We start from the raw sequence: 15,444 nt of genomic DNA, 5'->3' as shown, positions 1-15,444 counted from the left end.
TCGGGTTTAGAGGCTCGGATTGTCGAAGGCGTTTGCGTGCGGAGTAGACAGTTTCGCACGATCACGACAAAAAGGATAGAACGCAAGGATGCTTTCGATCCGAAACGAACCTGATTTCACATGCTAATAAGGGATCAACTCGCACCGCCCCGTCCCAACCCTCTCGCCACGATCAGCGAGTCACCAGCGTGTTCAAACTCTTCGTGTTTCACGTAGCGACCGCGTAGTCACCACGCATGCAACCCCGTGGTTAAGGAGTATCGAAAGAACGCCAAGCGGAATGTGTCAACGACTTTGAGGAACTTTTGCAATCAGATTGAATGACTTGATTTTGTGATCTCGGGGGCCAGCCCCGAAACCCCGGGATTTTTTTAGGCATGGCTCGGGTGTTCAATGATGAGTCCTGTGCTATCGTTGTTGTGTCCGGTGAAACGGAAGATGGCTCTGCGGGGACGCAACCATTCAAGGGATAACCGGATCGAGGGTGCGTCAATGACGTTGCTTCTGAAGCCGCCGCAGGTTCTGTTTTCAAACAGTGGACTGCGGGGGCTTCGTGTTTCTCTTTCCGCTTCTCTTGAGGCGAGTTGATCCAAGCTGCCGATGGCAGATGGTCCGGGGGAGGCACGCCATGAACGAACCGAGTTGGATTCTTTTCCCAAGCTTGCTTAAGCGTTTTGAAATGCGCTCTGCGGAGCGCATTCCGCTCGACCATCATGCAGCATCGCTGGCGGCATCATTCCGATTCCGCTGTGATAGTGTTCGTTGTTCCAGGGAAAAATGACGACAAAATCTCAACGCATCTTCGTAGCTGCCGAATCGTTGCGGAAAATCTGGGCGATACTTCATCGTTTAGAATTGGCTTTCAGAATACGGGTGATCGTTGGAGACGTGCGGGCGACTGTGGCTTTTTGTGACTCCCAGCGAACTCAGTCATTGAGCGACGCTGTGCGACGTCATCGAAGGACCTCGGTCGCTGTGGATGATCAACTCGTTCGCTGCGACCTCTTCTTTCTCGATCGTGGTTTCGATCAGTTGCTTTGCTCACTGCGAGCACTCCCGGTGCGCCAACATCTAGCCAACGACTGACCGGCTGTAGATTTCAAGAATCACGTACAAGTAGTAATAGGTCCATTTCTGCGGCCCTTTTAACTTTGTGATGTCCCATGACCAGACTTCATTGGGGCCGGTGGCGAGCAGTTCGGTCTTCTTGCATTTCGGGTGCGTTAACTGGTTGCGTCGTTCGCGAGTGCTTTGGTTTTCTTCCAGGATTCGATACATGGTTCGCACGCTACAAAGGTAGCTCCCTTCATCGAGCAACTTGGAGTAAACCTAACGCGGTGATTGATCGGCAAACCGTTCACTGTTGAGCTGATCAAGCACCGCTTTGCGTTCCTTTGTCGAAAGCGCCCGAGCAGATGTGGGTCGCGGCTTCGTTTGCGTCTTTATTTCACGGCGACGATAAAACGTCGCTCGCGAAACGTTCATCGCGCGACAGGCCGCCACGACACCGATTTCCTTGCTAAGCGTTCTAGCGGCATTCAGACGTCCTTCTCGTGTGACCGTGTCTGGATCATCTCCGAGACTTTTTTTTGGACGTCAATGATCAACTCCGCCTGGCGGAGTTTTTCCTTGAGCCGTTCATTGTCGCGTTTGAGCTTTTCAAGCTCTTGGTTGGACGATCGTTTCGGGCGGCGTTTACTGCGCGGCGTTTACTGGGCGATGTCATGGTTTCCTGGTGTAGTTGGCGACGCCATCGTGCGAGCATGGACGAATAGAGGCCCTCGCGTCGAAGCAACGCTCCGATCTCGCCAGGCTGTGAGCACTGTTCTGCTTCACGAGCAATCCACTGTTTGTACTCGGCGATGAAGCGACGACGAGCCGTTTTCTCAATGACTTCAGGATCTTTTTCAGACTTTTTTCCAGGCGTGTCGGCCATCGGGATACACCATGCCCTCAACTCTTAAAACAACATGAAAAGTGTCTCACGTATGTTGGCACAGAGGGCGTCGCCGCGGTGACCGGATGGTTCGTTTTCGCTTGTTCAACAATCCTTATCACGATCTGGACGATCGTCTTGATCATCGGGGCGGTCATGTCGGTGATCGCGGTCCAGGAAGCGGAACGGGAACGGATCGAAGTCGAGCGGATCCTAGAAAAAGAACAGACAGAAGCGGCGAGCCGCGCGAGGGTTCGCGTTTCGCTGCACCGGCGTCTTCGGGGCTTCTCTGAGTTTTGGAATTCGCCGTCGTCACTTGTACGAATCTTTGCTTGCGCAAGCGCTGGCGACTGGAGGTGGTCACTGAGTTTCTGCATGGCCGCTTTATCGAACTGGGGATCCTGCAGCGGTCTTTCTAACGCGTTCATGTGATCTGTCCACGTTGCTGAACTCTTGAAAAGCTTGGCTGCGGAACAGTTTGTCGCGGCGATTCTTGTCTTGTCAGTCACTTAGGGAAGCTGTGGCAGCGGCAACGGACAAGGGCTTCAGGCAGGCCAATGGGCGTTGAACCTTTCTCTTGGGGCCTGGTATTCCCCTCGCGGCCAGCGGATTGGATTCGGCGTCTGAGTTCTCCTTATCAGGCGCCGTGAACCGCCGTTGGCTGTACTCCCTCCAGGCGACTCCCAAGACACGTGATGCTTTGTGCGATCCTGAAAAACGGAGGTCGGTCTTTCCGTTTGACCAGACGTGTCAAAACGGTGTGCACAATGAACGTCTTGTTGCGAACTCGCAGGCGATTGCAGGGGAAACATTGTCTTGCATCCGCCTCGTGAACCGCCACGTCCATTCAGCGGACCCTTGGTGCTCTGCCGCCAAGGGTCCGGTCACTCCTGTTGGAGATTCCTTTCTAAATGAGTCAAAATCCCACTATCAATCTTCCTACAATCAAGTCCTATCACGTCAAACCGAGCATCACTGGTTCAAGTGTTAAGTACCAATGCCCCGTTTGCGAGGCACGTTTGCGTTCTTCCTTGATGGACGCGGACAAACAGGATTACTGCCCCGATTGTGGCGCAGCGTTCATCGTCCCCGGCAGCCCGGAAAAGCTGGCCGAAGCGGAACGACGCCTGCAGATGGAGGACGCGAAAACCGAAGCAGTCTCACACGCAAAGAATTGGCTGCAAAAGCGGCAACGGAACGAATCAGTGAGCAAGCGAGACGTGCGAAGGGATTGCACTTGGATTGGGACCCATTGCGTGACTGGATGATCTATGCGAGCGTCATCGCGACATTGCTGTGTGTCGCCGCTGGCATTCACCTCATTCGTGCGTTGGTCAGTGATCGCAGCGGCCTGTGCCTGATGATCTTTGTCCTGTTTGCTTTGGCGGTGGTGATTAACTTCCGTTCCATTCGCACGCTGCGTAACGAGTATGTTTGTGCCGCGTTCCTGGTCCGGAAATTGACCTCAGGTCACGGTTTTACGGACATCGTTCAATCTGACGCCGCGGGACCGTTTCATCAACACATCAAGGATCTGGTAAAGATTGCCAAGCATGACCCGTCGGTTTCTCAGGACAGCCTGATCACACTTCTGTACAGTCGGCTGATGGCAAGGTCGAGAATGGTCGACGTCCTCTCGGGAGTCTTGGTCTCTCTGGGGCTGATCGGAACGATAGTCGGTTTGGTTTCAATGACCAACGGATTAAGTGGGACACTTGAGGCGCTAGGTGAATCCTCTGACGCAAGTATGCTGATGAGTGGCATGCGGAGCACCATGCAGGGGCTTGGAACCGCGTTCTACACCACGCTGGTGGGAGCCATTCTCGGAAGTGTTGTGCTGCGAGTTTTGAATAACGTGTACACCTCCAACGTCGACCACTTCGTCTCCTACATTGCATCACTGACTGAGGTTCGGATCATTCCACGACTCCGGAAGCGTTCGCGAACCGAACAAATGGAGGGCTCGACTCATGAAGTCGCTTAATGAACGCTACCACGCCGCAGGGACAAACGTTCACGAGACCTTCGCAGACCTGATCTTCTGTGCGCTCGTTGTCCTGGTTCTCTTTGTCATGATGCTGGCAATCGAGGTCAGCCAGCGCGTTCGCACGAGCCTTGCTGAAGTTCCTGAAGTGCCAGAGGTGGCGACCGAGATCCCGGAAGTCCATGAAATCAAGCTGCTTTCGGCGGAGGAGATCAAGGAACTCTCTCTCGAAGTCATGCAGCAGGAAAAGGAACTCCAACAGCTTCGCCGCCAAATGGCCGCTCAAGCCGACAAGGTCGCCAACCAAGCAGCTGCTCTTGATGGTGAGCAGCGATTCACCGGGGCCACCGAACCGGCCGCGATTTTGGTGGCCTACGATTATGACCGGGACAGGTTCCTATTCATTCGCCAGAAGGAATTTGAGCGTGCCACGACAAAGAGATCAGGGGAATCGATCTTTGAGTTCAACCGCCGAAGTACCAAGGAGCTTGTTGAGCTTGCTTTAGCAACTCGCGAGCAGAGATACTTTTCTAGAAGCGAGGCCGCAGCTCTCTACTCTGCGTTCTCTGGTTATCAGCAAATCAACCCAACGAATACCAGTTACACGATCTCCGAAGAGACTCTTGGAGTCACCTATTCACTCGGTTTGTCGGCCTATATCGCCGGCGATACCGACATCTCCGATCGCCATGTCGAGGAAGTCGAAGCAGCTATCCATAGTTGCCTCAGATCACGTCCTTCAAAAGCCAAGGACATGTATCCATCGGTCACCGTTTCGGTGAACACGAGGACACGGACAGTGGATATGAACGGCGTGAAACTCTCGGCAAGGAATTTCAAGGATCTGTTGCTTGCCGTCGGCGGTCGAGGCGTGATGCTGGACTTCGAGGGCTATGAAGGCAAGGCTCCAGATTGGTTAAAACGCCAAGTGCTAGAGCCAGCAGGCTACATCGGCAAAATGCCAAAACTGCCCTAGCTCAAGAGTTGCAGCAAGTCACCGCTGGATACACAACAATTGAGACGCCGATGACCAGATGCACTGAAACCCATCTCGGCTACGTCGGTGAACGGCGTCTGATTTCGTTCGCCATCGACGCGGCCAATGAACTGGCGTGACTCTGACACACTCAAGTAAATTTCCGCGTTGGCGAGCGTCCAACGGTCTGAGGTCACTTGACTGTGAACTGGAGAACGGCGGATGTTTTCGGGATGTTCCGACTGAACGGTTGTAGATCGATGTAGTAACGATACTGCCCGGCAGGGAATCCTTCCGTTTTCACTTTCTTCTGAGTTACCGCTGACTTACCTGGCTCCAATTTGGAGGCAAAATTGACAGAGGGGAATCCCCCAGCGGCATAGCGGTTGCCTGTCCTGACGATCTGGGCGGGAATGGCAGCTATCTCGGTTTCTGGTCCGAGGCGTTCGATCCAACATTGAAGACCCCCTAAAGCGTTTCTTTCAAAATTACTATACTCCTGTAGGGGAGTCGCGAGTGGATCATCGGAAGCGTTTGTCGCGCAAACCGTAATCAGGACAGTGTCACCTGCAACGATCTCTCCCTTTGGCAGTTTGATAACCGCCGTCATTGCGAAACCCGATTTGTCTGTCTGTTCATCCAACTCAGATCCACCTGGAGATGGCAGTCTAAAAGTGAGCCACTGTGGCAGCTGAAAATGATTGCTTTGGCAGTCGAAAAGGGAGCCACTTGGTGGCGTTAGTTTACGTTTTGAAGTTGTTTAACGGTTTGCCTTTTGACTTTGTTTGAGCCGATAGCTGTCGCCATCGATTGCCAGAATCTCCACCCGATGGGTCAAGCGATCCAGCAACGCGCCGGTCATGCGATCGTAGCCACCGATCGTCTCAGGCCCCCCGGTTCGAAAGGGGACGGTTTCCGGTGAGCGTTCCTTCGATGTTCCCTTTGCGTCAAACGGAAGAATCCCACCACCGGCTACACATTTGCGGTGGTCAAAGACGCGACCGGGGCTGGAAGACCACTGGCTGTCGGTGATTCAAGTCCCGATCGGTGAAGCTGTTTGCTGATCAGCGTGGGCTGTTCGGTTTGCCAGCTTGGTTGTAGTCGGCTTCCATCAGACTGTTCAGAACCGAACTCTGCCAGGTGCGCAACTGTTTGGAAAGTTCCTGGACACGCTCTGGGTTCGCCTTGGCAAGGTTCTTGGACTCAGAGACATCCTGCTTAAGATTAAACAGCTCCACTCCGGAGTTCTGGCCACCGTCGATGACCAATTTGTAATCACCAGAGAGTATGGCCCGTGCGCCTCGATAGTCTTTTTCGGTGATTCCAGGATGATGGTTGTTGCGAAAGTTTCGGGTAAAGAGACCCGCGCTCTGCTTGGCTAGCAGTGTTGTCCCCTTTTGAAGCTCCGGATCGATGTAGGGCTTGGCGGCGTCACCGCTGCTGACGGGGAAATTCCAAAAAGCGATCGGTGTGGAACGTGTTTTCATCTTCCCTTGTATCAGTGGCATTAGGTCAATCCCGTCCAACGGAACGCTGGGAACTTCGGTGCCTGCAAGTGTACAGAGCGTCGGAAGGATATCGGATGTCACCGCACTGACTGTCGAGACACGCGGTTTGGGAATGCCTGCGGGCCATTCGATCACACCGGGAACCCGAATGCCGTTTTCGTAAACCTTGCCCTTGAGCCCTCGGAAACGCGACTCCCGGTAGCCACTCGGTGGAATGCCATTGTCACCGCAGTACCAGAGCAACGTATTCTGTTTCAGTCCGTGCGTTTGGAGCGAATGACGCAGTTTCCCAATCGCCCGATCCATCGCAGTGATCTCGGCATAGCGTTCAATCAAGACATCGCGCAACGGACGTTTGATCCTCTGGCCGGTTTCGTTGGATGTTAAGCTCACTTGCCTGTCCGCATACTTCTGCGGCAGATCGCGATAAAGAGCCAGGTCAGTCGTCAAACCGCTGTAAGGTTCGTGAGGCGATCCAAACCAGATGACGGTCAAGAAGGGCTGCTCCGATTGCTTCTGCGCCCTGATGTAGTCGATCGCTTCATCGACAAGGATCTCTGAACTCTCACCGTAGTACTTTTCAGGCGGCGCACCATTTAGCGACAACACTGGATCCATTTCAAAAAAGTTGTCATGGGAAAGCCAGTGGTCATAGCCCATCGCGCCGGGATTGGTGGGCGAGGTCGCCTTCACGGGGCCGACATGCCATTTCCCAAAATGCGCCGTCGCATACCCGGCTTCTTTAAGCCTTTGTGCGAGGGTAACTTCTTCTGGGCGAATGGAATAACCGGGACGGAAGATCCCGTAACGATTCGGATGCCGCCCGGTCAGCACACTGCCGCGAGTAGGCGAACACGTCGGATGGGCATAGAAATGATCCAGACGCAGACCGGACGCGGCCATTTCATCCAAAAACGGTGTCTGGACGTAGGGATGGCCGTTGTACCCTGTCTCTTCCCAGCCATGGTCATCTCCCATTAACAAGATGATGTTTGGCAGAGGCTGCTTAGCCCATGCTGGGAGTTGCAGAATGAGCAAGATTAGAAGGAACCCGATGCGTCTCATGTTTTGTCTCCTGTCTTTTGCCGAACCGCCAAACTCAGCCGTTGCCTCCTGGCAACGAGCCCCGACTTCGAGCCTATCTTAGATCGTTCAATGAACACGTCAATCACCGCGCGAGTCGCTCACCCAAACGGAACGAGCATGCCTGGGGGGCGTACCGCTTGGCATTCGATGCTTGGCACTGAAGAGCTGCTGCTGCCGCTGGTCCCTCGTCGACTGACAGATCAATCGATGACACAGGCACGTCGATGTGGCTGCTTGGCTGGTCGTCTGTGGGGCGGTACGTTGAAGGAACGTGAGCACCAGGGAAACCACAGGGCACCAACCATTCCCTGGCTGGCCAGCAAGTCACCGAGCCAAGAGAATCGCGTCCCCGGAACTGAGACACGACCGAGAGGTAATCAGGCCCGGAAACTGGGACAGAAGCAGTATTGCAGGTTAAACATTGGGGGATGTCTTTGACTCGATCATGCGAACATCGATGGGAGCCTGTTCACTGTCGAGTGAAGTGTGTGTGACTCGCTGCGGCAGGGAGAACTTGATTCCACGCTCTTCGAACGCTCGAAAGATGGCGAAGTTCAGCTTCTCGCTGAAGGCCAGGAAGTCCCAGTAGTTGGGCGGGTGATACCAGTACATGACGCGAATGGTGAAGGAATCTGGCATGAAGTCCACGAAAAAGACTCTTGGCGGGAAGTCCTCGTGCATCCCTTCGTGCTCGTCCAACAACTCTCGAATCAAATCGACCGCGGATTCCAGAGAATCAGAGGGCGTGTTGTTGGGGATCTGAAAGTCGATCAATCGACGGATTCGCTCCCGGCGTCCCACGTTCTCGATGTCGCTGCCAGCCAATTGATCGTTGGGAACGGTGACTTGATGGCTGGTCAGCAAACGGATCCGTGTCGATCGCAGCCCGATGTCTTCAACCACCCCGTCGTAGCCTTTGAAGATGATTCGCTCGCCCACGCGAAACGGTTTGTCGGCCATCAACATGATCGTTCCAAACAGCGTCTTCAGCGTGTCCTGGGCTCCAAGTGCTAATGCAATGCCACCGATCCCGGCACTGGCTAGCAGCGTCGCAATGGGGATTCCCAGGTACTGGCCGCCGACCATGAACGCAGCTGAGGCCAGAACAACACTGATCAATTTTGACGCAATGCGAATCAGCTGCGCATTGATGCCCCGCCGATTCACTCGCGGCGACGAAATAATGGTCTCGGCGACCCGGTTGGTGACTGCGAACACAACCACGATGGATGCCATCGTCACGACCACCGTCGCAGCGAAACCAATGACGTAAAGCGCATTGCCTCGTACCGTCAGAAAACGCTCGGCAAAGATCGCAAACAGGATCGGAATCACCACTGCCAAGAGCGGCAGCAAAAGTGTCAACCAGTACAGAAAGATGTTGCGCGTGCGACTCCGCCCAGCTGTCGAAAGATGCAAACGATAAATCACTACCATCAAAACACCGGACATCAATAACGCGACAAGAATGCCGGGCCATTTCCAGTTCGCCAGCCCCAGTGTCCGTCCAAATCGAAGACCATCTGGCAGGTGCTCAACAATCTTGGCGATCCCAGGATGCCCCGGGGCCGAAAGGTACCATTTGTAAAGTCCCGGTGACGTCTGAGGCAGGCCTTTTCGGTAAGGCCTTGCTTGCACGCTGTGAAAATACTTCACCGCGCGATCCACCGTGCCTGCCGAGAACAGGAACTCGTGCTTCTGTGGCCCTTCCTCGATTCTGGCGATGGTCAGACGAGTGCCCGGAATTCGCCAACGAGAGAACTCGTCGAGCCCACCCGGTGTATCGATGGCTTCGAGGTCCGGGATCTCATCCCATGTTGGTAGCTCTTGGCGATCCAGATTTTCTTGATGCTGACGGCGACCTCTAACGCACGTTGCTCCGCCGCGAATGCAGGCAACTTGCTCGTATCAATGCAGTCGATAACCCGCTGCGCTATCGGTTGGAATCGAGGATTCGAGCGGTCGACGAAGGCCTGACTCTTGACGATCCTGTCGATCGCGTTGCAGGCATCAATGAAACTTCGAAGCGTTGCGCGCGGACTGGATGTATCCGCAACAGCAGCATCCCATTCGGACTCAGCGAGCGCGGGACTCGATAAGAGAGCGATGCAAACGAGCAGTGCCAAGAGGTGGCGAGGGTTTGGAATCCGCATGTTTCAACTAAGTGTGCCAATAGCAACGATCAAGGTTCAAGCACGTAACGACATGCCGCAGACTGATTGCAATCGAAATCTGCTGCAAGTCAAGCGGACAGACGGCAACATCGGCAATCCTGGGCAGCACGTGTTCCGGATCCGCCAGGCCGTCACTTCGACAGTTTCTCCCGCTTGGCAGCACCGGATGAACATGGCGTCGTGAGACATTGGAACGCAATGTTGCAATCAGTTTACCGTCATTGTGAACCCGCTGGAGCAGAGCAGGGCAGAGCGGGGACGCGTTTTGCCGGAAGCCGACAGCCACACCAGCGTGCAACACCCCACCAATCAGTGTTTGCAGACCCTCTGCCTTCTCAGTCGCCGCAACACGCTGGTGTCGTCAACAGAGTGACTTCTAGTGTTTGCTTGCCATTTGCACGAAACCCTTGATCATGGAGACCAGTCCCAAAATCAAAAGGATCGGCGGATAGAAAAAGATGATCCCGTTGAACAGGCCAACCACAAACCAAACGACCGCACCGAGCATCATCAAAATGCCAACACCCACTTGCCCCATGCCACCTGAGCCGCCTCCACCTCCGCCACCGGAACTTGCGACGTCGCCAGCCGCTTGAGCCAACAGGCGATTCGTCGCCTCTGAACTCGATGGCTCCGCAGCCTGAGCGCCGGCCATGTTCATCATTGCCGGGTTCGCTGGTAAAGCCTGTTGACCGGCGTTCGCATCAGGTAAATCGTCCCACAGACCGCCGTCGGCTTGTGCAGCAGGTGCCGCCGCCTGAACAGGCACGGCTTGAATCGGGGCTGCCTGGAGAGGAGCCGGTTGAACGGGAACCGCTTGAATCGGCGCTGCCTGAGGTGCCGCTCCACCAGGAACCAACACTGGTTGCTGGCAGGCCGAGCAACGAACCCGCTTTCCAGCTAATTCAGGCTTGACTCGCAACTGCTGTCCACACTGACACGAGATCACCATTCGGTCAGCGGAACTGGCATCGGCTGCCGGTTGCTGCTGTGGCACTGCTAACACGGCGGAGCAACCGGGACACCGGACTTGCTTGCCTGCTAGATCAGCGGAGACCTTTAAACGCTTACCGCACTGACAACCGAATTCGATACTCATAGTCTGATACGTTAATGATGACAGAGGCTCCCACGCGACAGAGCTGGTCGGGTTTCGGCACTCGCAGAAATGAATGGGCAGGCGTTTTGTGCGGGGAATAAGAATGGATAAGCCTCTCAGTAACAAAGAGGCGACACCTGCAACGACGACTGTAATCGGTACTGGTGCCGATTGTCAAGCAGATCAAAGCCACTGCACTGCTGTACTGCTACGCAGGGTTTTACTGGCTCGTTACAGGCGAGCAACCTGAACGGCAAACTCCTGGTCACAGCCCTTTTCTAACGGCAGCGCAAGAACCGGAATTGCCACCGCACTCGGCCGCCGCCAAGTGCACGCGTTGCGACGCGGCTTCTCAACCATAATCCCAATCAAGGAATCGCTGAGCAACATCTTCTGGATTCAATGCCTCCACCCATTCGTCAACCGTTTCATCCGAAAGATGGCCGACGACTAACAGCGTGATCTTTGACCGCGCATCACCTTCACCAAAGAAACCCTCTTCATTGAGCAGACTGAACCCCTTTAGCAGTGCTTTCCACAAAGACTCAATCTGAGCCTCAAACACGTCTTCTTCGGCAGTGAAGTTGTCTTGCAAAACAAGATTGACTGGGGCCAAGTGCTCTTCGGCTTCAATCGGAAAGAACTGCCAGTCGCCGTATGCCCATCGCATGTTATTGGACGTCACTGGTTCATCGTCGTCTCGGTCCGCGTTGTAACGTTCCAGCGTCTTAACCAAACCTTCTTCTGAGTTGGCGGCAGCATGGGCAAACTGTAGCGAGTCGTCGGTAAAGAGGGCAAAGGTGTAAAACGAGAGATCGGGATTCTCAGCCATTAGCTCCGTGAACGTCGCACGCAGTCCGTCGCGGAGATGCTCCGCCAGTTTGTTACAGTCGATCGAGGTCATCAGTCCTATACAGAAGCGTCGAAACGTGCCTACAGCGTCGAGTATGGACCGTGCAGACCCAGCACCGTTGTCCCTCGGTCACTCGTCAGGCCATTAGAACGCAAAAGCCTCAGCGGCGGAAGCCAGCAGCGTCATTAGCGTAAGCTGATTCGATAAATCATGGACGGGCCAAAGATCATACGGACTGGGGAAAGTTGATGCATCAAAAGCAACACGGCGTCTGGCTGGACGCTGACGCCGTGAGTTTGCTCATTACGGTTGCAGAAGATCTATTCCTGTTCAAACAACCGTTCCATCTCTTCCACCATCATCTGAAACGCCGGATTGTTTTGCAGGTCGGGTTCGTTCTGAAGCGATTGCAGGTGGCGTCGAAGCATCTGTTCAGCGTTTCCGCTGGGAACAATGTTGATGTCCATGTTATTCATGGCCGCTTGCTCGTCGAACAGAGGAATCTTCCCTTGATTCAGCACAGCTTTGGCGTTCATCTTCCCTGAGCCGCATAGCTTGCGATAAAGTGACGCGGCTTTTTCGGACGTCTTCTCCAGCCCTTGGACATCGGTGGCCGCATAAACTTTTTCGCCACCGTCGGGGTTGACCAACGTCACCTTGATCAAGTCCTTCGTCTCCTCGATCCGCACCTGTTGACCATCGAGCAGGGCTTCGGTGCTGCGTTTCCAACTGTCACCCTTTTCACTGCTGTTTGATGACATCGTCTGACGTACCTTCGAAAAGGAACGTTGTTGTTTGATCGGTGAACGGGAGGCGGAGCTTGTTCGTTGTCCTGGGCTCGATGTTTGCTTCGGCTGCTGTTTCCCGCCGATGCTCGCCGACGCTTGTGCTTGGACGGCGCCCATGGCCTGGGCTCGGTTGAACGCGTTGCCAAACTGATTCGCTGCACGACCTGACTGCACCCCGCGGGCTCCTTGCATTCCGCGTGCAAATCCACCGGCGGAACCGAACGCTGAAGCGGATGCTCTGCTACTGGCGGACGCAGGCGATTGAGTGCTTTTCTGGGACGATGACTGTTCTTGAGAGCCAGGTGATTGAGCTGAAAGCGAAAACGGGATCAGCAGGACGATGCCAGCGACCGCGAGGGTTCGCGAAACGAGACGGGACGGCAGGTTCGACGTCTGATACATAGCTTTAATCCGTGCTTTAAGAGTAGAGGACTGTCCCGTCAAAGCAGCCACCGACAAGGGGGCCGCCGGTTGTTCAACGAGACGAAGAAGTATTCCGGCGTATTCCGAAGCAGCACTCTTGGTTTGACGCAAGGCGATCTCGTCACACGCGATCTCTTGCGCCAACGCATACCGCTGCGTCGCCAACCAAACCAAAGGGTGAAAGAACAACAACGATCGAATCACGTAGACAAACCGATTCCAAGGCAAATCGCACCTCGCGTCGTGAGCCAATTCATGAGCCAAAGCGAGCTTCAGCGGGCCGATCGCCCCAGACCTGAGCCAGGACGAAGGCAGGACCAGCGTTGGCCGCGCGCCAATGCCGAACAGACGGATGCTGATGAGGCGGGTGCTCATCAAACAGGGACTGCTGACGTTGCTGGATTGTCTTAATTCAGGTAGCCGGCTAAGTTGCAAACGCGAAGCAATGGTTGCCAGCAGGTCATGCACACGAACGTCCTTGACGGTGCTCCAGCGTTTCGCGATTCGTCTGGCCTTGCAGACATCAACCAGCATCGAAAATGCAGCGTAGATGATTCCAATTGCCCATGTCCCGATCAGGACGGTGCCCCAGGAAACACTGCGAGAGGCTTGGGCAGTAACACTGACACCGTTATCAACAACGAATTGAGTGACGACCACTTCCTGCGTTGTTTCCTGGATGGATCCCTCGGCGGGTAAAACAGGGATTCCAAAACTAACAGGGAGCATCGCAATCGCCAGTTTCAAAAACACCAATCGCCACAGCCAGCTGCGCCACTGCGGCGGCATCGATTTCCAACCGCAATCAATCAGCAGTGCAGCGGTGACGACGAAGATCGCCTGCCAAGACGCTTGTTGAAGCACTTCCATCATCGCTCAATGCCTCCCTCGTGATGGGCATCGGCTGACTCAAGCTCATTCACCAAGGCTTTCAGCTCCTGGATCTCCTCCCGCGACAAGCTTTCCTTGTTCTGCAGGTACGCGACCACCGGCGACACCGCTCCACCGAGAGTCCGCTGGACGAAGTCAGCGACCAGTTGCGGCAGAATGTCTTTCATTGCCACTCGCGTCGAGTAGTGGTTAACGTTGTTGATCTTCTTGCGAGACAAGTAGCCCTTGGTGCGTAAACGTTCTAGCATCGTCAGCACCGTGGTACGGGCTTGGCCGGTGGATTCCGCAACATGCTCGGCCAGAGCACGGACCGAGACGGGTTGCAAGTGTTCAACCGCCTTCAGCAGTTCCATCTCAACTTGACCCAGTGGTTTTCGTTTCGCCATTCCGCTCTCCAGATCCCTGACTAGTCATGTAGTCACATCCTATCGCCTGACTACATCGCTAGTCAACAACGAATTCCAAAAAATGATGGAAAGCCAACATCAGCCGCTGTGTGGTTTGCCACGGTTCTGGGATGGTTTCCCAGGTGGCAAAAAGCGGGCCCAGCGGTGTGCGGCTAATGCGGACGAACTGTTGTGATTAGACTTTACCGATTCATATCCACTCGACCGCCTCAATGCGGTTTGCTCTCCATGGGAGACATCCTGATGCTTACAACGAAACCCGCCTGTGCATGGGTCTGCATGTTCATTGGCACCCTGGTCGCCAGCCCAGCCCTGGGGCAGCAAAACACGCCTCGGCAGACCAAACCCCAGCAACAAAAACGAGCGTCATCGAAGTACTTGCAGAGCGACGGCAAGAAAAGACTTGAAGTCACTTACAAGACGGTTGGTAACAGAGCGTTAAAGCTGGACCTTTATTACCCCAAGACGCCGGACAACTCCAAGGTCCCTGTTGTCCTCTTCACGCACGGCGGTGGCTGGGCTGCCGGCAGTCGTTACAAGGTGGCCAGTGGTCTGTTTGCCAGCGTCTTTCGTCAACTGCTCGACGAAGGCTTTGCGGTTGCCCCCGTCTCCTATCGGTTAGCGAAGAAAGACAGAAACGTGGCGATGCGTGACTGCGTGATTGACTGCAAAGACGCGATTCGGTTTCTGGCTAAACAGAGCGACGAACTGGGGATCAATCCCAACCAGGTTTTCGTCATGGGCGACTCAGCTGGAGGACACCTAGCGCAGATGCTGCTGCTGACCTCTCCCGAGCAATTGACCGGTGATCCCGACCTGAAAGACGCAACGTATCAAATGGTCGCCGGGGTCTCCTGGTACGGCCCAGCAGATTTTGAAACGGTTGAACTGTTCAATCACGATGATCGCGAAAATTTCCGAGATCGCTTTGGGCCACGCATCATGCAATCCAACACCGGGGACACGGACAAACTGACTCGCTATCGTGAAGTCAGCCCAGTGAACTACCTCACCAAGGACTGTCCGCCGCTATTGATGATTCAAGGCGACAAAGACACAACCATTCCTGTCAAGCATGCCTATTTCATGCAGGACAAAGCGCAAGCGTTGGGGGCATCCGTTGAGATCATGATCATCAAGAACTCAGGTCACAATTGGCGAGCGGTTGAAGGTAGTGTCAATCCAACCAAAGACGAGATTGTCCGCCGTACGGTGCAGTTTTTTGTCGATCAGAGACAATAGCCGTTGACACACCCATCAGCTGTTTTGGTGTTCGCCAGGGGAGCCAATAGCAACACCGTCCCGTTCTCGGCACGGTT

The 15,444-nt window shown here is 54.7% G+C and carries 11 protein-coding genes and 1 pseudogene; 3 read left to right on the top strand and 9 right to left on the bottom strand.

From position 1 onward, the window contains the following. Positions 1–574 precede the first annotated feature (574 nt). A pseudogene (locus SV7mr_RS11765) lies at positions 575–1,936 on the bottom strand (IS3 family transposase); the annotation flags it as partial. Between the two features lie 997 nt (positions 1,937–2,933). Between SV7mr_RS11765 and SV7mr_RS11760 the strand changes: the two are divergent. Both SV7mr_RS11760 and SV7mr_RS11755 read left to right on the top strand, forming a co-directional pair. After that, positions 2,934–3,920: a MotA/TolQ/ExbB proton channel family protein gene (locus SV7mr_RS11760; RefSeq protein ID WP_145272196.1), complete on the top strand. Its 987-nt coding sequence runs from the start codon at positions 2,934–2,936 to the stop codon at positions 3,918–3,920. Continuing rightward, the gene (locus tag SV7mr_RS11755) at positions 3,907–4,896 is read left to right on the top strand and encodes a SlyX family protein (protein ID WP_145272194.1); all 990 of its coding nucleotides are present in this window, start codon (positions 3,907–3,909) and stop codon (positions 4,894–4,896) included. Before SV7mr_RS11760 ends, SV7mr_RS11755 begins: the two co-directional genes overlap by 14 nt. Positions 4,897–5,089: 193 nt before the next feature. On the opposite strand, the gene SV7mr_RS11750 is transcribed toward SV7mr_RS11755, so the two are convergent. The 8 genes from SV7mr_RS11750 to SV7mr_RS11715 form a co-directional block, all read right to left on the bottom strand. After that, entirely contained in the window at positions 5,090–5,539 is a 450-nt protein-coding gene (locus SV7mr_RS11750) for a hypothetical protein (protein WP_145272192.1), read from the bottom strand. Positions 5,540–5,656: 117 nt separating this feature from the next. Beyond that, positions 5,657–5,758 (bottom strand): ATP-binding protein, encoded by a 102-nt coding sequence (locus tag SV7mr_RS11745; protein WP_419188420.1) that lies wholly within the window; start codon positions 5,756–5,758, stop codon positions 5,657–5,659. A 202-nt stretch (positions 5,759–5,960) separates the two neighbouring features. Next, on the bottom strand, positions 5,961–7,469 hold the full coding sequence (locus tag SV7mr_RS11740; RefSeq protein ID WP_145272190.1) for a sulfatase-like hydrolase/transferase: 1,509 nt from the start codon (positions 7,467–7,469) through the stop codon (positions 5,961–5,963). 435 nt (positions 7,470–7,904) lie between these two features. Then, a complete protein-coding gene (locus SV7mr_RS11735; protein ID WP_145272188.1) occupies positions 7,905–9,146 on the bottom strand; it encodes a mechanosensitive ion channel family protein in 1,242 nt (413 codons plus the stop codon). 894 nt (positions 9,147–10,040) lie between these two features. Then, a complete protein-coding gene (locus tag SV7mr_RS11730) occupies positions 10,041–10,763 on the bottom strand; it encodes a hypothetical protein (RefSeq protein ID WP_145272186.1) in 723 nt (240 codons plus the stop codon). Between the two features lie 352 nt (positions 10,764–11,115). Further along, the gene (locus tag SV7mr_RS11725) at positions 11,116–11,667 is read right to left on the bottom strand and encodes a DUF4303 domain-containing protein (protein WP_145272184.1); all 552 of its coding nucleotides are present in this window, start codon (positions 11,665–11,667) and stop codon (positions 11,116–11,118) included. A 269-nt stretch (positions 11,668–11,936) separates the two neighbouring features. Next, entirely contained in the window at positions 11,937–13,700 is a 1,764-nt protein-coding gene (locus SV7mr_RS11720; RefSeq protein ID WP_145272182.1) for a M56 family metallopeptidase, read from the bottom strand. Further along, entirely contained in the window at positions 13,697–14,104 is a 408-nt protein-coding gene (locus SV7mr_RS11715) for a BlaI/MecI/CopY family transcriptional regulator (RefSeq protein ID WP_145272180.1), read from the bottom strand. The genes SV7mr_RS11720 and SV7mr_RS11715 overlap by 4 nt, the downstream gene beginning before the upstream one ends. A 264-nt stretch (positions 14,105–14,368) precedes the next feature. On the opposite strand from SV7mr_RS11715, the gene SV7mr_RS11710 reads away from it, so the two are divergent. Continuing rightward, positions 14,369–15,367: an alpha/beta hydrolase gene (locus SV7mr_RS11710; RefSeq protein WP_419188419.1), complete on the top strand. Its 999-nt coding sequence runs from the start codon at positions 14,369–14,371 to the stop codon at positions 15,365–15,367. Positions 15,368–15,444 lie beyond the last annotated feature (77 nt).

The sequence above is a fragment of the Stieleria bergensis genome, from assembly GCA_007745635.1.
Classification (GTDB): Bacteria; Planctomycetota; Planctomycetia; order Pirellulales; family Pirellulaceae; genus Stieleria; species Stieleria bergensis.
The sequence above is the reverse complement of the archived record's forward strand: the minus strand, read 5'-3'. Positions and strand labels throughout refer to the sequence as shown.